The organism is Agrobacterium sp. GD03872 (assembly GCF_029840625.1).
GTDB lineage: Bacteria > Pseudomonadota > Alphaproteobacteria > Rhizobiales > Rhizobiaceae > Agrobacterium > Agrobacterium fabrum_A.
Window position 1 is genome coordinate 337,404 of the sequence record NZ_JAOCCY010000002.1, and the last position, 19,395, is coordinate 356,798.

Annotated in this window: 24 protein-coding genes; 17 read left to right on the forward strand and 7 right to left on the reverse strand. The window is 60.1% G+C overall.

The window, feature by feature from the left end; all coding sequences use genetic code 11:
• Positions 1 to 9: 9 nt before the first annotated feature.
• The 3 genes from N5D22_RS05600 to N5D22_RS05610 all read right to left on the reverse strand — a co-directional run bounded on the left by N5D22_RS05600 (position 10) and on the right by N5D22_RS05610 (position 2,612).
• Positions 10 to 768 (reverse strand): ZIP family zinc transporter, encoded by a 759-nt coding sequence (locus N5D22_RS05600; protein WP_069311316.1) that lies wholly within the window; start codon positions 766 to 768, stop codon positions 10 to 12.
• 66 nt (positions 769 to 834) lie between these two features.
• Complete coding sequence (gene msrA, locus N5D22_RS05605; RefSeq protein ID WP_058193752.1) at positions 835 to 1,338, reverse strand: peptide-methionine (S)-S-oxide reductase MsrA; 504 nt, start codon at positions 1,336 to 1,338, stop codon at positions 835 to 837.
• A 44-nt stretch (positions 1,339 to 1,382) separates the two neighbouring features.
• Complete coding sequence (locus N5D22_RS05610) at positions 1,383 to 2,612, reverse strand: bifunctional alpha/beta hydrolase/OsmC family protein (RefSeq protein WP_058193757.1); 1,230 nt, start codon at positions 2,610 to 2,612, stop codon at positions 1,383 to 1,385.
• 233 nt (positions 2,613 to 2,845) lie between these two features.
• On the opposite strand from N5D22_RS05610, the gene N5D22_RS05615 reads away from it, so the two are divergent.
• The 7 genes from N5D22_RS05615 to N5D22_RS05645 all read left to right on the forward strand — a co-directional run bounded on the left by N5D22_RS05615 (position 2,846) and on the right by N5D22_RS05645 (position 7,858).
• Positions 2,846 to 3,721: a LysR family transcriptional regulator gene (locus tag N5D22_RS05615; protein WP_170233918.1), complete on the forward strand. Its 876-nt coding sequence runs from the start codon at positions 2,846 to 2,848 to the stop codon at positions 3,719 to 3,721.
• 149 nt (positions 3,722 to 3,870) lie between these two features.
• Entirely contained in the window at positions 3,871 to 4,314 is a 444-nt protein-coding gene (gene msrB / locus N5D22_RS05620; protein ID WP_058193748.1) for a peptide-methionine (R)-S-oxide reductase MsrB, read from the forward strand.
• Position 4,315: 1 nt separating this feature from the next.
• Positions 4,316 to 4,855 carry a peptide-methionine (S)-S-oxide reductase MsrA gene (gene msrA, locus N5D22_RS05625; protein WP_058193745.1) on the forward strand — a complete coding sequence of 180 codons (540 nt, stop codon included), beginning with the start codon at positions 4,316 to 4,318 and terminating at the stop codon, positions 4,853 to 4,855.
• Positions 4,856 to 4,987: 132 nt separating this feature from the next.
• On the forward strand, positions 4,988 to 5,692 hold the full coding sequence (locus N5D22_RS05630; RefSeq protein WP_058193743.1) for a glutathione S-transferase N-terminal domain-containing protein: 705 nt from the start codon (positions 4,988 to 4,990) through the stop codon (positions 5,690 to 5,692).
• The gene (locus tag N5D22_RS05635; protein ID WP_058193741.1) at positions 5,689 to 6,657 is read left to right on the forward strand and encodes a magnesium and cobalt transport protein CorA; all 969 of its coding nucleotides are present in this window, start codon (positions 5,689 to 5,691) and stop codon (positions 6,655 to 6,657) included. The genes N5D22_RS05630 and N5D22_RS05635 overlap by 4 nt, the downstream gene beginning before the upstream one ends.
• Positions 6,658 to 6,751: 94 nt before the next feature.
• A complete protein-coding gene (locus tag N5D22_RS05640) occupies positions 6,752 to 7,324 on the forward strand; it encodes a hypothetical protein (protein ID WP_058193739.1) in 573 nt (190 codons plus the stop codon).
• An 84-nt stretch (positions 7,325 to 7,408) separates the two neighbouring features.
• Entirely contained in the window at positions 7,409 to 7,858 is a 450-nt protein-coding gene (locus N5D22_RS05645) for a hypothetical protein (RefSeq protein WP_058193737.1), read from the forward strand.
• Positions 7,859 to 8,285: 427 nt separating this feature from the next.
• Here N5D22_RS05645 and N5D22_RS05650 read toward each other — a convergent pair whose 3' ends face one another.
• The 4 genes from N5D22_RS05650 to nadE form a co-directional block, all read right to left on the reverse strand.
• A complete protein-coding gene (locus tag N5D22_RS05650) occupies positions 8,286 to 9,545 on the reverse strand; it encodes an MFS transporter (protein ID WP_058193734.1) in 1,260 nt (419 codons plus the stop codon).
• 8 nt (positions 9,546 to 9,553) lie between these two features.
• Positions 9,554 to 10,045 (reverse strand): DM13 domain-containing protein, encoded by a 492-nt coding sequence (locus N5D22_RS05655; RefSeq protein WP_058193732.1) that lies wholly within the window; start codon positions 10,043 to 10,045, stop codon positions 9,554 to 9,556.
• A gap of 3 nt (positions 10,046 to 10,048) precedes the next feature.
• On the reverse strand, positions 10,049 to 10,522 hold the full coding sequence (locus N5D22_RS05660) for a redoxin domain-containing protein (RefSeq protein ID WP_071537974.1): 474 nt from the start codon (positions 10,520 to 10,522) through the stop codon (positions 10,049 to 10,051).
• Between the two features lie 261 nt (positions 10,523 to 10,783).
• On the reverse strand, positions 10,784 to 11,608 hold the full coding sequence (gene nadE, locus N5D22_RS05665) for an ammonia-dependent NAD(+) synthetase (protein ID WP_058193727.1): 825 nt from the start codon (positions 11,606 to 11,608) through the stop codon (positions 10,784 to 10,786).
• A 351-nt stretch (positions 11,609 to 11,959) separates the two neighbouring features.
• Between nadE and N5D22_RS05670 the strand changes: the two genes are divergently transcribed.
• The 10 genes from N5D22_RS05670 to N5D22_RS05715 all read left to right on the forward strand — a co-directional run bounded on the left by N5D22_RS05670 (position 11,960) and on the right by N5D22_RS05715 (position 19,183).
• Positions 11,960 to 12,565: a sulfite oxidase-like oxidoreductase gene (locus tag N5D22_RS05670; RefSeq protein ID WP_058193725.1), complete on the forward strand. Its 606-nt coding sequence runs from the start codon at positions 11,960 to 11,962 to the stop codon at positions 12,563 to 12,565.
• Complete coding sequence (locus N5D22_RS05675; protein ID WP_058193722.1) at positions 12,558 to 13,304, forward strand: ferredoxin reductase; 747 nt, start codon at positions 12,558 to 12,560, stop codon at positions 13,302 to 13,304. Before N5D22_RS05670 ends, N5D22_RS05675 begins: the two co-directional genes overlap by 8 nt.
• Before the next feature lie 118 nt (positions 13,305 to 13,422).
• On the forward strand, positions 13,423 to 14,688 hold the full coding sequence (locus tag N5D22_RS05680) for a thiolase family protein (protein ID WP_071537973.1): 1,266 nt from the start codon (positions 13,423 to 13,425) through the stop codon (positions 14,686 to 14,688).
• 14 nt (positions 14,689 to 14,702) lie between these two features.
• Positions 14,703 to 15,254 (forward strand): zinc-binding dehydrogenase, encoded by a 552-nt coding sequence (locus N5D22_RS05685; RefSeq protein ID WP_079979739.1) that lies wholly within the window; start codon positions 14,703 to 14,705, stop codon positions 15,252 to 15,254.
• Between the two features lie 66 nt (positions 15,255 to 15,320).
• Positions 15,321 to 16,925: a GAF domain-containing protein gene (locus N5D22_RS05690; RefSeq protein WP_058193720.1), complete on the forward strand. Its 1,605-nt coding sequence runs from the start codon at positions 15,321 to 15,323 to the stop codon at positions 16,923 to 16,925.
• A gap of 16 nt (positions 16,926 to 16,941) precedes the next feature.
• Positions 16,942 to 17,301 carry a response regulator gene (locus tag N5D22_RS05695; protein ID WP_200969033.1) on the forward strand — a complete coding sequence of 120 codons (360 nt, stop codon included), beginning with the start codon at positions 16,942 to 16,944 and terminating at the stop codon, positions 17,299 to 17,301.
• Between the two features lie 141 nt (positions 17,302 to 17,442).
• A complete protein-coding gene (grxC, locus tag N5D22_RS05700) occupies positions 17,443 to 17,715 on the forward strand; it encodes a glutaredoxin 3 (RefSeq protein ID WP_058193717.1) in 273 nt (90 codons plus the stop codon).
• A 56-nt stretch (positions 17,716 to 17,771) separates the two neighbouring features.
• Positions 17,772 to 18,053, forward strand: coding sequence for a DUF427 domain-containing protein (locus N5D22_RS05705; RefSeq protein ID WP_058193715.1), 282 nt, complete (start codon positions 17,772 to 17,774; stop codon positions 18,051 to 18,053).
• Positions 18,054 to 18,225: 172 nt separating this feature from the next.
• Positions 18,226 to 18,492, forward strand: a complete 267-nt coding sequence (locus tag N5D22_RS05710) for a hypothetical protein (protein ID WP_058193713.1) — start codon at positions 18,226 to 18,228, stop codon at positions 18,490 to 18,492.
• Positions 18,493 to 18,682: 190 nt separating this feature from the next.
• The gene (locus tag N5D22_RS05715; RefSeq protein ID WP_099503724.1) at positions 18,683 to 19,183 is read left to right on the forward strand and encodes a DNA starvation/stationary phase protection protein; all 501 of its coding nucleotides are present in this window, start codon (positions 18,683 to 18,685) and stop codon (positions 19,181 to 19,183) included.
• Positions 19,184 to 19,395: the final 212 nt, after the last annotated feature.

A 19,395-nucleotide genomic window follows, 5' to 3' on the forward strand; every position in this document is an offset into this window, starting at 1 on the left:
GTGGCGGCGTCAGTGCTGCGCGATCAAATAAGCTGCGAGGAAGCCCACAACGGTTATGAAACCGATGAACGGAGGCGCCTTTTCGAAGGCTTCTGGAATCATTGCCTCAGCCAGCATCGCGATGACCGCGCCCGCAGCGAAGGAAAGAATTGCGGGAGCTTGCGTATCGGCCGAACCAAAAAGCAGATTGCCCAAAGCTGCTGAAATGCCCACGAGAAGTGGGATGCCGATCCAGATCGTGAAGATGTAGCGTCGAGATCGCCCGGCGACTTTCATACCCGATGTACTCGACAGACCCTGCGGCACGTTTGCGAGAAAGAATCCAGCGATCACCGCAACGCTGATCGCGCCGCCGTTCGCGACCGACATCCCGATCACCATCGCTTCCGGGATGCCGTCAAGGACGCTGCCGAGCGCGATCGCAGCGCCGCTCCCGTGCTGCTCGCCCTCACGCGGCTGCTCGGTGCATTCACCGCATCGCTTGCGATTCTTCGCGCCACGCCGAGACAGGTAGAAATTGGCTCCGCTGAAGATCGCAGCGCCGGCAAGCAGCGCGATGACCGCTGTGGGCCCGAGATCGTCCGAGACCCGTTCTCCAATGAGCTCGGTGGCTACAACTGCTATCAGAACACCGCCGCCAAAGCCCATGACGGCTGAAATCATGCGGTGAGTGAGCTTGCCAAAGAGGGCATCCGCGACGATCGCGCCGACAAGCAGCCCACTGCCTGACAGCAATCCCCACAGGCCCGCGATCACGTACTCAGGCATCACGACCTCGCTTCGCATCGCGAGACGCGAAGCCGAACATGAGACAAAGCCGCGCCAGTTTGGAACTCATCGATCTGACCTGTCCAAGCGCCAATTCGCTCGCTCGAAATGGCAGCTATAACCCTGGGGATTCCGGGCGAGATAGAGTTGGTGCTCAGCTTCCGCCTCCCAGAACGGCTCCTCCGGGTTGATTTCGGATACCACCGGGCCAGGCCAGCGGCCTGACGCTTCGATCTCGGCGATCGTTTTTAAGGCCACGTCCATTTGGGCCTGCGACGTGTAAAAGATCGCCGAACGATAGCTTGGACCGACGTCGCTACCTTGCTGCTCGTAAGTTGTCGGGTCGTGGATCTGGAAGAAATATTCCAGGATCTTGCGATAGCTCGTCACCGCCGGATCAAATGTGATCTCAACCGCTTCCGCATGGCCATGATGACGAGCATATGTAGGGTCAGGCATCTCTCCGCCTATGTAGCCAACGCGCGTGCCTACGACCCCCCTGGCTCGCCGAAACAAATCCTCCAAGCCCCAGAAACACCCACCAGCAAGGATTGCGCGTTCTCGACGCATGGTTTCGCTAACTGATTGACCGTGACTTTTTGCGGAAGTCACGATTACGGCTCCACCTTCGTGGGCGTGATGAATGCTAATCCGTCTATCAACTCGGTTTGCACATCCGACCCTCGGAGGAGCGTCAAGTCCACCGGACAGCGATCAGCAATCTCAAGTATCCGCGCACGCTGCTCATCACTCAACGGCCCCTCCAGAACGACCGTCCGTTTGAAGCGATCGGGGGGCATCATATCTGCCACTTTCATGTGCTCGACGGTCGTGCTCGCGCGCTCAAGCGGAAATCCCTTGCGGTTCGCGTAAAGTCGCATCGTCATGACGGTGCAGGCCGCTAGACCGGCTGACACCAATTCATAAGGGGACAATCCGCTGCCAAGTCCGCCGACCGACGGCGGCTCGTCCGCAAACAAAGTGTGCTCGCCGCTGCGCACCGTAAGCTGGAACTTTCCGGCTAGCGTCTCCGTGGCGCTCACGCCCTTCGCCGCTTCAACTTGCGGGAGGTCGTCCACGAGTGGCGGAAGAAAGCGGTTGGCCCAGGCAGCGACCATAGCGGCAGCGTAGTTCGCGTCGCCTGCATCGCTGAGGAGGTGATCCGCCGTATCAAGCGATATGAAGCTCTTTGGGTGGCGCGAGGAGACGAAGATGCGCGACGCATGGTTGATCCCAACCACCTGATCGACCGGGGAGTGCATAACCAGCACCGGACGTCGTAGTGAGTTGATGGCCGTCTCCACATCGATTGCTTGCAAAGACTCGATGAAGCTACGACTGATCACGAATGATCGACCGGCGATTTCGACCGAGGCTTCCCCGTCTTCCCTGATGGCGTCGAGGTCATCTTGCTTAAAGATGCTCAGGATATGGTGCAGGTCCGCCGGCGCACCGATCGTTGCCACCGCAGCGACATCTGGTAGCTCTGACGCGGCTACGATTGCTGCAAGGCCGCCAAGACTATGCCCGATAAGAAGAGAGGGGGTCTTACCGGCGGCCTTCATCGCCTTTGCGCCTGACCTGATATCCTGAACGTCCGAGGCGAAGTTCAAAGCATCGGCGGTCGGCTCGCCGATCCCAGCGCCGGCAAAGTCAAATCTCAAGACGCCGATGCCCGCGCGCGACAACGCGCGCGATATGTGAACTGCGGCACGGTTGTCTTTTCCGCAGGTGAAGCAATGGGCGAAAATCGCCCAGCCGCGAGGTGTTCCCTCCGGGGGTTCTAGCCGCCCGGAAATCCGTGAACCTGCCGCGTTGAGAAACGTGAACGCAGTGCCTGCCATGTCTTCGAGCCTCCCACACGCCGCGGTGCGAGCGTGCCAGCGCGCAAACTCGGCCGAACCGATCGACATATTCGCGACCAAACCCAGCACCGCAGGACATCTCTTTTATATGCGTGGCGCATATAGACAAGCCCCTCGGTCATGATTATATGCGTCGCGCATACTTCTGTAGGGCGTCCGCGGGGGACGTTCAGTCAGCGGTAGCATCTGTCAGGCGCACGGGCCGAAGGGCTATGGAACTCAATCAGGTCAGCTATTTCATCAACTTGGCCGAGACGCTGAATTTCACGGCAGCTGCTCGTCTTAGTGGTGTCTCCCAACCAAGCCTGACCCGCGCGATCCGCCGCCTGGAGGAAGAACTTGGTGGACCGCTGATTTATCGTGACGGGAAGAACAGCAGGCTCACCGGCCTCGGTCAGGATGTCGAACTCGAGTTCCGCCGCATGCTGGTCGCGATGAAAAGCGTAAGGCATCACTCGGAAAACTGGGCCATGGGACGACACCGCGTTCTCGATGTCGCGGTCGCTCCGACGGTCGGCCCAAAGGCTTTCACGACATTTTTCGACAGCGCCTTGGAAGAGGTTCCGTCAATCGAGATCAAACTGCATTCGCTACAGTCGAGCGAAGACACGTCGGAGGTGCTCTCAGGTAAGTACCATGCTTGCATCCTACCCCGCGAATCGAGACCGGACCGCAAGCTCGATGTCCGGCCCCTGTTCAAGGAACGGTTCGTGCTGGGCTGCTCCGTCAATCACCCTTTAGCGGAGACCGACACCGTTCGCGGCGAAGACCTCCTGGCCTTCCCGTTCGTGGATCGGCTGAAATGCGAGTTCCGCGATCAGATCCTCGATCACTTCGCTCGGCGGGAGGTGCTCGTCCGCCCTCGTTTTCGCTCAGATCGAGATGATTGGGTCCAGCGTGTCGTCGCTGAAGGGCGGGGGATTTGCATTCTGCCTGAACGATCGGCTGCCGCGCCTGGCTTGGTAACCAGACCGATTGAGGGTTTCGCCCTGGAACGTGAGGTGGTGATCGCGACCGTTTCAGGGTCCACGGCGCCGGTCGAGATACGGAAAATTGCACAACTCGCAGCGCGTTACGAGTGGAGTTGACCTCGCAAGCAAAGTGCACGGGCGGTATCAAAACTATACACACGACGTATTGGATAAAAACTGGAGCCGCTGCGATAGTTGAGGCGACCACCGCAAAGATAAACTGAACGTAGTGTGCCTGGACCTCTAACTAAGTATTGGAGACCATCATGAAGTTTGAGAAATCAAAGGAAGCAATTGAGCGCCTGACGCCGGAACAGCGCCGGGTCACCCAGCAGGACGGCACCGAGCGGCCCTTCACCGGCGAGTACAACGATAACAAGGAGGCGGGCATCTACGTCGACGTCGTATCCGGTGAGCCGTTGTTCGCGTCGACGGACAAGTTCGAGTCGGGCACCGGCTGGCCGAGTTTCACCAAGCCGATCGTCCCGGCGCACGTCAACGAGGTTCGAGACAGCTCGCATGGGATGGTACGGACTGAAGTTCGCTCAGTACACGGCGACAGCCATCTCGGTCACGTGTTTCCGGATGGTCCGTCCGACCGCGGCGGCCTGCGCTACTGCATCAACTCAGCAGCGCTTCGCTTCATCCCACGCGATGAGATGGAAGCCGCGGGCTACGGTGAATATCTCGATCAAGTAGAGGAGGCCTAACATGCAGCAGCGCGCTGTTCTCGCAGGCGGGTGCTTCTGGGGTATGCAGGATCTGATCCGCAAGCAGCCCGGAATCGTCTCGACCCGCGTGGGTTACACCGGTGGCGACGTGCCAAACGCCACCTATCGCAATCATGGCACGCATGCCGAAGGGATCGAAATCATCTTCGACCCCGAGGTGACGAACTATCGCAACATCCTGGAGTATTTTTTCCAGATCCACGATCCGACCACGAAGAACCGTCAGGGCAATGACCGCGGACTCTCATACCGGTCGGGCATCTACTACGTCGACGACGAACAAAAGCGCGTCGCAGAAGACACGATCGCTGATGTTGACGCATCCGGACTGTGGGACGGCAAGGTGGTCACCGAAGTCGAACCCGTTGGGGATTTCTGGGAAGCAGAGCCAGAGCACCAGGATTATCTGGAGAAGCGGCCGGGTGGCTACACCTGCCATTTCCCTCGCGCAAACTGGGTGCTCCCCAAACGTAATGACGCTGGCGACACTCAGCGCACCGCCGGAGAGGCAGCGGAATAGCTGCAACGGCCAGCGCGGCTAAGCCCCTGGATCGTAAGCATCGGGACCGCATCGACCAGCGATGCGGTCCCCGAGCCAGCCAATCAGGCGGTCACGCTTCTTCGCTGAAATCACGTTGTGGGATCGCCCAGCATGCCAGACCTTTCATCGTTTCCGATCACTCAGCGCTGGCCCGCCTCCAACACTGATCTGTTGCAGCTCTATGCGGCTCCGACGCCAAACGGCGTCAAGGTCTCCATCATGCTGGAGGAGACCGGCCTCCCATACGAGCCGCACTTCATCGACATCAGCCGGAATGAGACCAAAGACCCGGCTTTCGTGTCTCTAAATCCCAACGGCCGCATACCCGCGATCATTGACCCATCCGGTCCGGACGGTGAGCCGCTCGGTCTTTGGGAATCCGGTGCGATCCTCGTCTATCTTGCCGAGAAGACCGGCCAACTGATCCCAGCGGCGGCAGCCAGGCGTTACGAAGCGCTCAGTTGGGTATTTTTCCAAATGTCGGCGATCGGCCCGATGTTCGGTCAACTGGGTTTCTTCCTGCGTTGGGGCGGCAAGGACTATGAGGACAAGCGGCCTCAGCAGCGGTTCGCCGACGAGTCCAAGCGCCTCCTGGGGGTGTTGGATCGCCAGCTCGAAGGGCGCAACTGGATCGTCGAGGACTACTCCGTCGCCGACATTGCGACGCTCGGCTGGGTCAATGCCCTGGTCGGCAGCTATGACGCCGGCGACCTGCTGCGCCTTGACGATCACCGGAACGTCCGAGCGTGGCTAGACCGCGGCCTTGCTCGGCCAGCTGTGCAGCGGGGCCTGCTCATCCCGGCGAGGCCGGCATGAGCGTCATCGCCGCGTATTACTACAACGAGGGTCGGCGGATCCGCGAAGTCGCGATCGACGAGCGCGTCGAGCTCGACAAGAGCCGTTCGGGCTTCTGCTGGATTGGGCTCAGCGAGCCGTCAATAGGCGAACTGAAGACGCTTCAGGCGACCTACAATCTGCATCCATTGGCGATCGACAACGCGATGCACCCGATGTGCCCGCCGAAGCTCGAAGTTTACAATGGCGAGCTTTACGTCGTCGCCCAGACGGCCGAGCTGGTTGGAGATCGCATACGCTACGGCAAAACGGCGATCTTCACTGGCCATAACCACCTCATCACCGTGCGCCACGGCAACGCCGGGGCATTGGGCAATCTTCGAGAGCAACTGGAGGGCTCGCCCGCCCAGTTCGGAAAGGGCGTCGATTACGTCCTTCACGCGATCCTGCACCGGATCGTAGATCAGTATCTTCCCATCTTCGAAATGATCGAAGATGACGTTCTCGAGATGGAGAGGCGGTCGCTCGACGATTTCCTCGGGCGAGAGGAAGTCGCCCGCATCTTCGGCTTACGATGCGAGCTAACGCGCTTTCAGCGTACGCTCGGCGCTATGGCGGAGCTGGTGCGCAAGCTCGTGCGCGGACACTTTCCATGCATCAGCGCTGAAGTTCGCCCCTACTTCAACGACGTCGCGGACCATGTCGATCGCGTTCAGTCCATGGTCGACGGCCTCCTCCAGGTGTTGTCCACTGTTTTCGAATTCAGCAGCCTGCTGGAAGCGCAGAGAACAGGTGTCATCACGCGCCAACTCGCGGCCTGGGCGGCCATCCTTGCGGTCCCGACGGCCATAGCGGGGATATACGGGATGAACTTCAGGAACATGCCTGAGCTGGATACAGCCTACGGCTACTTCGTCGTGCTCGGACTGATGTTGACGTTCTGCCTGTTCCTGTTCGTGCGCTTCAAGCGAGCAAAATGGCTATGACGGAAGCCCACGCTTCGCGCGCTGATTGGTCGATGCGCCATTGCGTGCTCTCCGCCCTGGCGCGATCCTTCCAATGCGAATTCGAGGTGCGTTTATGCCGACCCAAGTGACAGACGTTCTGGATGCCGTGCAGTCCTTCGTGGCGAAAGGCTATGACCGAGAATATCGCGTGAAGGACGGCGCTCTCGTCGATCTCGAACTCGGATCAACGCTCGATCCATGCAGCATTCGCGTCGACGCAGCATTGCGTCTCGAAAGCGGGGACGGGGCCGAAGACGCGTCCAACATTTACGCCATCACCGATCCGGCGACCGAGCACAAAGGCCTGCTGATCGATGCGTTCGACGTATTTGACGAGATATGTCACCGCGACCTGTCTGAACGGCTTATCGAGCACCGCGAGACAGCCCCGGCTGGCGACGAGGACGTCCCGAGCAAGCATGGGCTGCGCAAGGTCTATAAAAGCGAGTTCGATCGCGATCCGGAGCGCTACGTGTTGAGAGAGGGCTTTCCGGACTTTCCAGCGTGTCCGTTCGGGGGCGCATTCAGCATCCTCGGCTTCGATACTGCAGAACAGTCCTACGTTTGGCTCGTCACGAGCATCATTCGGGACCCTCGGCTAATCAGAATTCCCTACCAGGGCGAAGACGTCATTAGCGACGAATGACTCGTTCGCTGTTCGCGGAGACCGCTTCTCGAGCAATCGCCCAGGATGTGCGTCGGCTCCAAATCACGAAGTAACGAGGACAAGATGGACTGGAACAAAGACCACATTCGGGAGACCATGCTGTCGCTTGAGACGGCCGCACTACACAGCGCTCGAGACAACTATCTCGATTACGTTTCCACCGCGCGCCTCGATCGGAGCGAGCCGATAGAGAACGACGAGCAGGCGCAAGCCGAGGTCGCAAGCGATTTCGCTGAAGCGCTCGACGACACTCTCGATGATTATGCGGATAAGCTCGACAAGCTGCGTGCGATCGATTTCGGGCCGAAGTCAGCCGTTGCGGAGGGCGCCGTCATCAAGCTGTCCGGCAAGTACTTCGTGATCGCAGTGTCGACGAGTAGGTTTACCTGTCATGGGCGTGAGCTCATGGGTATTTCCACGATGGCCCCGATCTTCGAGGCGATCGAGGGTGCGCGGGCGGGTGAAACCGTGCAGTTCAACGGCCGGGACCTCACCGTTGAGGCCGTTGCCTAGGCGAGGACCCGCCGTGCTGCATTATGCAGCCCCACAGAAATTCAATCCGGATCTTAGGCGGCCGCGGCCCAGCGGTTGGCACACACAACATCTGGGGGGTGAGGCTGCGGACAGATAGCGTCAAAAGCCTTGCCGACCCAACGGCTATCTCCCGGGGCCGTTACATCGAACCGATGTTGAGTTTATGCCCCTAGAGACGCTCATGATCCCCACGCCCCACCACGGAAAGCCTACCTGCACAGCCAGAAGACCGAAGGCCATGCCATACACGCTGGCTCCCAACGCCAAGGGAAGGATGGCAAGAGCACCCCGCTTCATTTCATGGGCCCCGCTTTGAGCGGGAGCACACACTGTCTCGTCCATGGCGGGCTTCGCTTCGTTTGGGCCAAGCGTCTGCATCAGCTGACTGGCCTTCGGCCGCGAATGATCATTTCTGTGGCTTAGCTTGCGTTGTTATCATCGCATCGAGGGATCCGGTGATCATCGCCGTGCTTGGGCAGCGTATGGCGCGTGTCTCGATGGCGCGGTGAGTACGCCTGCGCGCACCGGCCAACACCGCCAGCGCAGTGAGCAACGCCGCCGCGTAGAGAAACAAGCCGCCGGGCCCCACTAAATCCATCACTACTCCCCCGATGAGCGGCCCAGCAGCGGTCCCGATACCGTTGAGCAGAAGAAGCCCGCGAGCTGTGCCCAGAAGCCGACCCGCAGGAAGATCGTCGTTGGCGACGGCTAGACATAGCGAATAGATGGGAATGCCGAAGCCGCCGAACAGCGCGCCCGCGGCGAGTAGCAGAGGCAGAGGCGCGTCCGCCGCCATCGCTACGGCGATAGCGGACGCTGCGGAAGCCAGGGCCGCGCCGGCGATGACGAGGTTTCGCGACACCTGGTCCGATAGCCATCCGAGAGGCCATTGCAGGGCGAGCGTCCCACCAAGGACTGCCGCCATGAACGCGGATATGCCGCCCACATCGAGGCCGATCCTCTGTGCAAAGTTAGGTCCCAAGCCCCAGAAACCGCCTATGGCCAGGCCCGCCAGGAAGACGCCGACCGATGCTAGAGGCGAGACCGCGAAAAGATCGCGGAAGGCGACGGGTTCCTGTCGAACATCGGCCGGCGGATGGCTGGGCAGCAGAGTGACTGGGACGACCGCCGCCGATATCAGCAGTGAGACGATCAGGAACAGGGTCACGTCTGCAGGTGGGGCCACGTTTAGAAGTGCTTGGCCAAGAGCCCACGAGCCCATCGAAACGACGCCGAAGATCGACAAGAGCTGACCGCGTGTGGACGGAATAGCGTGAGCGTTGAGCCAACTCTCAGTCGCAAGGATCATGCCGGCATAGGCGAAGCCGGTTACAAGCCGAAGTGGCATCCATGCGCTCGCGTCTACGAATGCGACATGGAGGAGAGAAGTCATCGAAGCGATCGCCGCGAAGCCAGCGAAGGTCCTGACGTGACCGACAGACACGATGATCCGGGGCAAAACCAGCGCGCCGATCGTGAAGCCCGCGAAATAAAAGGACATCATTGCGCTGATCGTCCCGGCCGAGAAGCCTTCCTGACCAGCTCTCACAATCAGGAGAGTACCCAGCAGACCATTGCCCAGGAGCAGTGTGGCGACACTTAACAACAGCGCCGCAACCGGAGCCAAAACGAGTCCCCGCGCGCACGCTGCCTTTACGTCGTCCATCGCCTGGCTCATTTCCGAGCCTGACGCGGAGGCTGATACTCCGCGGAACTGATGAACTGAGCAAAGGCTTCGCACCAGATGACAACGGTGCTGTAGTCTCGAACATCGATATCGGCGGGCACCTCTACGATGAAGCCGTTGAACGTTTTCACATCGCCCACCCGAGCGGATGCGTCCTTGATCGCGAGGAACGCTTCCTCTGTGTCGACGAAGTGTGGGGTGAGATAGAGCTTGTAGTCCGGCCCCGGCGAGAGGCGGCCGATGTGCGCGATCCGGAGAGGCAAGACCCGCACTTCACCTTCGCCCCAATGCAGCAGGTCGCTGCCGGCGAGATCCCGAACAAGCCTTCCGGAATAAAGCGCTTCAGGCGTCGAGCTGCGCAGGACAGCTTCGGTCGGCGAAACCGGCGCGGTCAGGATCGGGAGCATGTAGATGCCACCAGCAAAGCCTGCGGCGGCGGCGGCGATATGGGTGGCGGCTAGAATGAGCCAACGTGGCATCTTTCACGTGCTCTCCAGTTCCGCCACCAAACGATCCGCGTCGAGATGAAAATCCGAGAAGACGATGCGACCGTTGGCGTTGATGACGGTAAACCACGGCGTTCCCCGTGTTCTGTAATCTTCCATGAATGTGGGAAAAGCCGCGCCAGCTGGCGGCTCGTCATGCCCGAAAGCAATGGGGAGATTGTATTCGACTTGATTGATGCGCAGTTTCTCGAAGGTATTTTCGTGGGCACCTTCGAAGACCGTTTGGATCACTGCAAACCCGACACCTCTGGATTCCAGCGCTCCGTGCAATTTCTGCAGAGTGGGAAATCCATGCAGATGGCAGCCACGGCACCAATGCTGAAACGCGAACACGATCTTCGGGCCTACGCCCAGATCCGATAGTTGGATCGGCGTGGCGAGGTTGCCGCCATCTACACCGATCCACCGTTGCACACGAAGCTGAGGAGCTTGACGTTCGGCCGGGCTCATTCTTCTCTCCAACCACGATGCAGACACCCGATGCCTGGCGAAACATCGCGTCCACAGCGGCTTTGCTATGCGTTACTGCTCCCTGAGCCAGAGGGTCGCGTGGTCGATGAGACCAATGCTCTTCTCAACTATACCCATCGAAACAAAGCGTTCGCGTGATCGACTATGAATTCCCACGCTGAACTTTTCCAATAGCGACGTGACATAGTTTCTATATCTTCGACGGGAGCAAATCGGAGCGTGCGTTCGACCTGGGTGACGTCAAATCTGGAAAGCGGGCGCAGCAGGTAGCTTACGTTTGTGGGCTGTCGCTCGGTACGCTTCTTCGATTGTCTCTACAGCCGTCGGCGCCACGACGCGTCCCTCGAGGTAATCGTCGATCTCATCGTAGGTCACGCCGTAGACATCCTCATCTGGGCGCAACGGCATGAGATCGTCCAAATCCGCAGTCGGAACCTTGCCGATTATCTCAGGCGGGGCGCCAAGGTGAACCCCAATCGCGCGAACACGTCGCTTGTTGAGACCCGCGAGAGGCAGAACATCCGCGGCGCCATCGCCAAATTTGGTGAAGAACCCCATGACCGCTTCCGCTGCATGGTCCGTACCGATCACTAGGCCACCCAGGCTTCCAGCGAGCGCGAATTGAGCAATCATGCGCTGGCGCGCCTTGACGTTACCTAGCGCTCTGCCGCGGTCGTGAGGATCAACTGGATCGTATCCGGAGTACGTCAGTTCCGCCCAAAGAGCGTCCGTTGCGGGCCTCACATTGATCGCCACCGTACGGTCAGGCTTGATCGTCGAGAGAGCAAGTTGAGCATCGTGCTCATCCGACTGAATGCCATAAGGTAGCCGCACCGCAAGAAACTCGCACTCGTACCCGGTGCGGCGAAGCTCCTTCACGGCCGATTGCGCCAGCAGGCCCGCGGTCAGGGAATCGACGCCCCCGCTGATTCCAAGCACATACGCTCGCTGGCCAGACCTTCTCAAATAATCGCGAAGGAAGCCGATACGGCTCGCGGCCTCTTGTTCAGCATCGAACGTTTGAGAGACGCCGAGCGCTGCGATGATTTCAGCTTGAGCGTGCATGGCGACCTCATGACGTGAACCGCAAGCAGGCGATGACCGTGCCTTCTCCGTCCGACAGCCGGCGGCGTTCGCCTAACATCCCACGGGCGCACATACGCGTGCAACGCTGGTCGGAAGGTATTGAAACTATAGCGAGCAGACATTGGGCAAAGATGCTGCTCTACCGCTATAGTCGAGGTGCGATTAGCGCGATTCATAGTGATGATAAACAGATCTATACTGATACGGCATTCGGTTGTCTGAGTTTCAGCCTGTCGATCCATTCGGCATCATGCAAGTGCGAAGATCATCTACGCAGTAGCCTGAGATTAAGTCGGTTCCGGTCTGTCGTGACGAGCAAGGGGGTTCGGCATGGTCACCAGAGGTTTCACCGGCCGCGGTTCAGGCGGCGACCACGATGGCCGCATTCCGCCGGGTCAACATCTCGTAGAAAATTTTCCCGTACTGACCGCGGGACCGACGCCACGTATCGAGACATCCGACTGGAAGTTTACGGTCAAGATCGGTCCAAAGCCGATCAAGGTCTGGACCTGGAGCGAGTTTAACGCCCTTCCGAAAACCAACGTAACTAAAGACATACACTGCGTTACGTCATGGTCGAAGCTCGACACCAAGTGGGAAGGCGTGCTGATCGAAGACATCCTCGCGGATGCAGGACTCGAGCGGCCCACCGATTTCGTCTTGGCCCACTGCTACGATGGCTATTCGACCAATGTCCCGCTCGCCGACCTTCTGGCCGGTAAGGCGATGGTCGCGACTGGGTATGCGGGCGAGCCGCTTCCCCGTGATCATGGCGGACCGGCGCGCCTGCTAGTACCTCATCTATACTTTTGGAAGTCCGCCAAATGGGTGAATGGGCTGCAGTTCACGACGCGTGATGAAGCTGGCTTCTGGGAACTGCGCGGCTATCACATCTACGGCGATCCGTGGCGCGAACAACGGTACACCCATGACTGAGATCGACGCGCAACCCGCGTCGTGGCAGTCATGTGTGATCGACGAGATCGTCCAGCAGACCCCAAGTATAAAGAGCTTTTTCCTGCTGCTACGGGAGCCTTTCTTCCATACCGCCGGCCAGCACGTTGACGTGCGCCTGACCGCCCCCAATGGCTATCAAGCGATGCGCAGCTATTCGATTGCATCGTCGGCTGCCTCGTCCCCGATCCTCGAGTTGGCAATAGAGCGTCTGCCCGATGGCGAAGTCTCGCCGTTCTTCCACGACGTCGCCGCTCCTGGCGACGAAATCGAACTTAGAGGTCCTCTCGGTGGCCACTTTTTGTGGCCCGAACCTGCTGACGACCCGGTGCTGCTGATCGGCGCAGGTTCGGGCTTGGTCCCACTGATGGCAATGATCAGGCAGCGCCAAGCACTGGCCCAGGCCGTTCCAGTTGCGCTGCTCTTGTCCGCTCGGACCAGTCGCGACGTACTCTTCTCCAGCGAACTTCGCTCGATCGAGATGCGTGATTCTGCGTTGGTCCTAGCCGTCGCGATAACGCGCGAAGCGCCAATGCGCGCCTCGGACTTTGGCCGACGGATCGACGCCGAGATGGTCAAGGAGACGATCGCCCGCCTGGGTCGAGATCCTGCCCACGTGTTCGTTTGCGGGTCCAACGGTTTCGTCAACATCGCGACGGACGGCGCGTTAGCGGCCGGGCTCGACGCCTCGATCATTAAGACTGAGCGCTATGGAGGGTAGAGGCAGCGAAATGGTCGAATCCCTCCAGACGAAAGCGCTCAACTACGGCCCAGGCCGGGGAGCCTGAGCGCACTACGCCGCGTCGCTTATTCGAACCTTTGTCTTTCGGGAGACCACTGTGAGCCGCTTTGCAGAACCAGTTTTCGTAGCCGCAGGCCTTCGGACCCCTTTTGGGCGCGGCGGGGGAGCACTGGCGAATTATGACGCGGTCTCCTTATCCGTGCCCGTCGTTCAGGAGATGGGGAAGCTTGCCGAGCCCGACCTCGTTGTCTGGGGAAGCGTCATCCCAAACCTGGGCTGGAGCAATATCGCTCGTGAGGTATGGCTAGACGCGAAACTCAATCCCAATGTCCCGGCATTCTCCGTTGTTCTTGCGTGCTCAACCAGCATGACCGCGTGTTTCGCTGCGGCCGGCATGCTCGGTGGCGGCCTTAACTTGATCATGGTCGGCGGCTCTGAGGTCATGAGCCGGCCATCGCTCGCGCTTACCCCCGAGGCATCAAAGCGGCTCACCGATTTGTTCGCGCAGGATGCCGCAGCAGCACTTGCCGCCTTGGGGGCGCTGGCTCCTACCGACTATGTGCTCCCGACGAAGGGATGGGCCAACCGCCTTACCGGCAGGACGATGGGCGATCACATGGAGGAGACCGCCAAGGCGTGGCGGATCTCGCGTGAGGCACAGGACGACTGGGCTCTCAAGAGCCACCAGCGAGCGATCGCCGGTTGGGACAGCGGTTTCTTCGATGACCTCGTGATTGCACTGCCGGAACTTGCCCGCGATGCAAACCCGCGTGCGGACACGTCCGCCGAACGGCTGTCAGGTCTGAAGCCGGCCTTTGATCGCGAGAGCGGCATGGGTAGCCTGACAGCTGGCAACAGCTCTCCGATCACAGATGGGGCGGCCGGCTGTTGGGTGTCCAATGAAGAAGGTTTGCAGAGGCTCCCCGAAGGCACGGCTCACGTGCGGCTCGTCGACTTCGAAATATCTGCGGTCGACCTCCACACGGAGGGGCTTCTGATGGCACCGTCATATGCCATTCCGCGTCTGCTCGCGCGACATCAGCTGGCATTCTCCGACATTGCCCTTTGGGAGATCCACGAAGCCTTCGCGGCACAGGTCTTGGCCAATGTCGCAGCCATCACCGATCCGAATTGGGTCCGAGAGAAGGCCGGCGTCTCGCCCGAGATGGGTAACTTCGACTGGGATCGCGTCAATCCCAACGGCGGTTCGGTAGCTATCGGGCATCCCTTCGGCGCGACTGGCGCGCGTGACCTCAGCCAAGCCGTCAAAGAGCTGTGGGCCATGCCGGTCGGGTCTCTCGGGATCGTCAGCATCTGTGCCGACGGCGGTCAAGGCACCGTCGCCCTCCTCGAACGCGTCTGATTGGGGGGTATGAGATGAAGGCGATCCGCTTCCATGAGTTCGGCGCTCCCGAGGTCCTCCGCTATGAGGATGCGCCACTAGCTGTCGCGTCAAGCCGGCACGAGGCTTTCCTCCGCGAACTGGGTGCTGACGAGTTCATCGACTACACGCAGACCAAGCCCGAAGACGATGTGCGCGACGTCGATCTCGTCGTCGACGCTGTCGGCGGCCCGGCCGCGAGCCGCTTTCTGCAGACCATCCGTCCGGGCGGCGCGCTGTTCCCGATTTTTCCCCTCGGCTTTGCCGGACATGACGAGGCTGCCGGCCGGGGGGTGACCGTTTCGGCGACTCAGGTTCGTTCCAACGGCGATCAGTTGGCCAAGCTAGCTCAACTACTCGATAGCGGTGCGGTTCGCGTCGCCGTGGACAGCACATTCCCGCTTTCCGAAGCGGCTGCCGCTCATCATCGAGCAGAGGCAGGCCACATCCAGGGCAAGATCGTTCTGACTATTGGTGCCGCCGCCGATCAGAGCCGCGACACGGGGGGCCCGTCATCGCAGTGGCCGCCGCGCGTGAGGGGGCACTGACGTGACTAAGCCAAAGCGCATGATCGGCCATGTTCAGGCTTCAAGGCCCCGACCGGGAGAGCTCTGGTGAGCCTGAACTCTGACAAAACAGATTTCGGGCCGGCACAGCGGGCGAAGGCGCTTGCGGACCTCATGGTCCTCGACACGCCGGAAGAGCAAGCCTTCGACGATCTCGTTTTCGTCGCGGCAAAGGCTTGCGACGTTCCGATCGCGCTCATCACTCTCCTCGACACCGACCGTCAATGGTTCAAGGCCAAGTACGGGCTCGAGGTGTGCGAGACCGAAATCGAACACTCGGTCTGTCGGATCGAGATCGATCAGGGCGACCTCTTGGAAATCGTCGATCTCACAAATGACGCGCGGACCAAGCGCAATCCGCTCGTCACCGGCGTCAGGCACTTTCGCGCCTACGCTGGCGCACCGCTCATGCTGCGATCCGGCGCGATCGTTGGTCGGCTCTGCGTCATCGATACCGCTCCGCGGCCTAAAGGGCTCAGCGAAGCGGAAAAGGCGATGCTTCAGGCACTTGCTCGCCTCGCCAGCGAAAATCTTGAACTGCGCCGTGTCGCCAACGCGAGCGAGCGCCTCACGGGGCTGCAGACAGCCTTGGTCGAGATCGGCGAGACCATACGAAGCAGTCACGACACCGCCGAGATGGCGTCGGCTACCGCCGCCATCGTGGGCAGGGCGCTTGCCACGGACCGGGCCGGGTTCGGATCCGTCGACGATGACGTCGAGACCATTGACGTCGAAACAGATTGGACGGCGCCCGGGATTATGAGCATCGCCGGCCGCCACCGTCTCGAAGAGTACGGAAGCTTGCGCAAGCCGCTCGTCGGTGGCGACCCCCTGATCGTTTGGGACGCCCTAACCGACGACCGCACGCTCCATAATCTCGAGAGCGCAGTGCGTGTCGGCGTTCGGTCTCTGGTCGACATGCCAGTGAGAGATCGAGGCAAGACCATCGCCGTCTTCTTTGTCCATTCGGCGCACCCCCGACCGTGGCCAGCAGAAGAAATCTCGTTCCTGCGGAGCGCGGCGGACCGGCTCGAGGCTGGGGTCGCGAGGCTCCGCACCGAGCAGCAGCAAGTCATCGTGAATGGTGAGATCGCTCACCGCTTGAAGAACATGCTCACTATGGTTCAGGCCATCGCGAGCCAAACGTTGCGAAACGTCACCGATCGCGATGCAGTCTACGCCTTTGAGCGCCGTCTGATGGCTCTTAGCGCGGCGCACGACGCCTTGCTTCAAATGAGTTGGACGCAGGCTGACTTGCAAACGATCGCCGCGACCGTGATTGACGCGATAGGATTCTCGGATCGGGTCGACATGAGTGGCCCTACGGTGGCCCTTGGGCCGCGAGCGGCGCTCTCTTTTTCGCTGATAGTGCACGAGTTGCTGACCAACGCCTGCAAGTACGGCGCGCTGAGCAATGATCACGGCGAGGTGTCTCTGACGTGGGGCATACTGAACGGGCAGGAGAGCGATCTTCTAAGCATCCAATGGCGTGAGCGCGGGGGACCACCCGTCGTCCCGCCGACGCGCAGAGGTTTTGGTTCGAAGCTGATCAACATCGGCCTTGTCGGCACAGGAGGCGTCGATGTCCGCTACGAGCCCTCCGGGTTAGCTGCTGATCTACACGCCTCCATGCGTCACCTGGTTCAAGGTTGATGGGAGTATGCGTGGAATGGTGAAACCCGTGGTGCTCGTCGTCGAAGACGAGCCACTCCTTCGTCTGTTCGCATCGGACATGATCGAGGAAGCAGGATTCGAAGTGCTTCAGGCGTCGGATGCGTCCGATGCGCTCGTAACTTTGCAAGATCGGCTCGACATCCGTGTCGTCTTCACTGATGTGAACATGCCCGGCGGCATCGATGGAATCATGCTCGCCATCCGCATTCGCGAGCGCTGGCCCGCCATCCAGATCATCATCACGTCCGGCAGGCCGTGGCCGGAAGCAGCGGTCGTGCCGCAGGACATCGTCTTCTTTCAAAAGCCTTATCGCCGGGACCGCGTCTTAGACACGGTCCGAAGGATGGCAGCGTGATGGCCCAACTCATCCGCAATCGGACTTTCGAAACCGAAACCCTTGAGCCCGCCGCTCGGTCCCATGCCTACACCTTCGCAGAGGTCGACGTCCCCCAAGCATCGGCCGCAACCCCACACATGAACGATCGGAGACGAGGAAATGAAACCAGACATCCTCCTTTACACCACGAGCTGGTGCCCGTTCTGCCGTCGCGCGAAGGCACTTCTCACTGAAAAAGGCGTGCAGTGGACCGAGCACGACATCGAGTCCGACCCGGCACACCGAAAGACGATGATCAAGGCGTCGGGCCGCAGCACCGTGCCCCAAATCTTCATCAACGGAACGCACGTCGGTGGCTCCGACGATCTCGCCCGGCTCGATGCCGATGGCGAACTGGACAAGCTTCTTGCGGGCGGGGCGCCCGCGAACTGACTGGGCTTCGCCTCGGCCTGCCGGCCCGAGGGCGATAGGCGACACAGGAGGTTTTTATGGTCTCAGCAATTTGGAAAGACGCCACCATCGCTACGAGCGACGAAACGGTAGTCGTCGACGGCAATCACTATTTCCCGCCCAAAGACGTCGACCACAGCCGGCTCGAACGGAGTGAGCAGACTTCGGTCTGCCCTGTGAAGGGATCCGCCCACTATTTCCACATTCGTGTAGGCGGCGAGCGCAACCTAAATGCCGCTTGGACCTATCCTGACCCAACGGCCAGCGCTGAAGCGATTAGAGGCTACTTTGCTTTCTGGAAAGGCGTGGATGTTGCGTAGCGGTCGGTCATTTTCCAACGCTCACAAAGCTGGGTTTCTTTGGGATGATAACGTGCGGATGACGCTTGGCCGACATTAGAAGTCTGAGCGCGGTCGGCTGACTCTGGACTCGTTGGCCGTTAGGGAAACAACGGGGTTCAAACCGTCCTTCAGATGAGTGTGGTGGGGTCGGATGGAGCGGGCAAAGTTTGATGCGGCCTTCAAGGAACTGCCGGAAGGTTACAGCGAAGGCATCTACGACGGTCGACGGTTCGGCGTGACCGTGCGTCGATCGAAGGATGGACGACGGAACAGTCTTTTCGCCCGGGAGTTGGCAGGCTCAGACCTTATCAGCTTCAATCTTTATCGCGTCTCTTCCGGGAAGGCGTCGCTCAAGCCGTGTGAGATGTCGGCGGATAAGGTTGTAGCGTTCGTTCTGAGCTATCGACCGGACGCCTGAAGAACAAGGCGCTCGCAGCGTCCCTAGGCATCGAATTTCAGCAGCGCCTTTCGGCTCCACCAAGGATATCGAAACTATAGCGACGATTTATTGGACGGGATCATTCAGTAAATCCTTCTTCTACACCGCAGCGTCAGAGGAGGCACGACGCTGATATCCCGCAGAATATTCAATCGAGGAAGTCCTAGCGATGACGAAATCTAGTTCCGCACCCGCTCCGACGCCATCTGACCTCGACGAAAGCGCGGCCATGACTGTCGCCGATGCTCTCAAGATCATCTTGGCGAACAGCTATGCTATTTACCTGAAAACGAAGAACTTCCATTGGCACGTCTCCGGGCCATATTTCAGGGATTATCACCTGCTCCTCGACGAGCAGGCGGCCGAGATACTCGCTGCCACTGACGCGATCGCAGAGCGCGCCCGGAAGACGGGTAACACCACGCTACGATCGATCGGCGATATCGCTCGCCATCAAACGATCAAGGACAACGACGCGGATTTCGTGACGCCGCAGGACATGCTCGCTGAGCTGCGCGCTGACAACCTACACATGGTGGAGTCACTGCGTCGCGCCAAGGACGTGGCGGACAAAGCCAAGGACAACGCAACTTCCGGCCTGATCGACACCTGGACCGACGAGGCGGAGCGACGCGCCTGGTTCTTGTTCGAAGTCGGTCGACCAGCCTGAAGCTCGATCTCACGGGAAGGGAAACTCGATGGCCTCGTCTCTTGTCCGCACCGAGTACATTGAGGTCGACAGCGGCCGTATCGCCTTCGACGACACCGGCGGTCCGGGGCACATCGTGCTGTGCATTCCAGGGATGGGCGATCTGCGATCCGAATATCGGCTCCTAGGGCCCGACCTAAAGCAGGCAGAATTCCGCGTCGTCACGATGGATG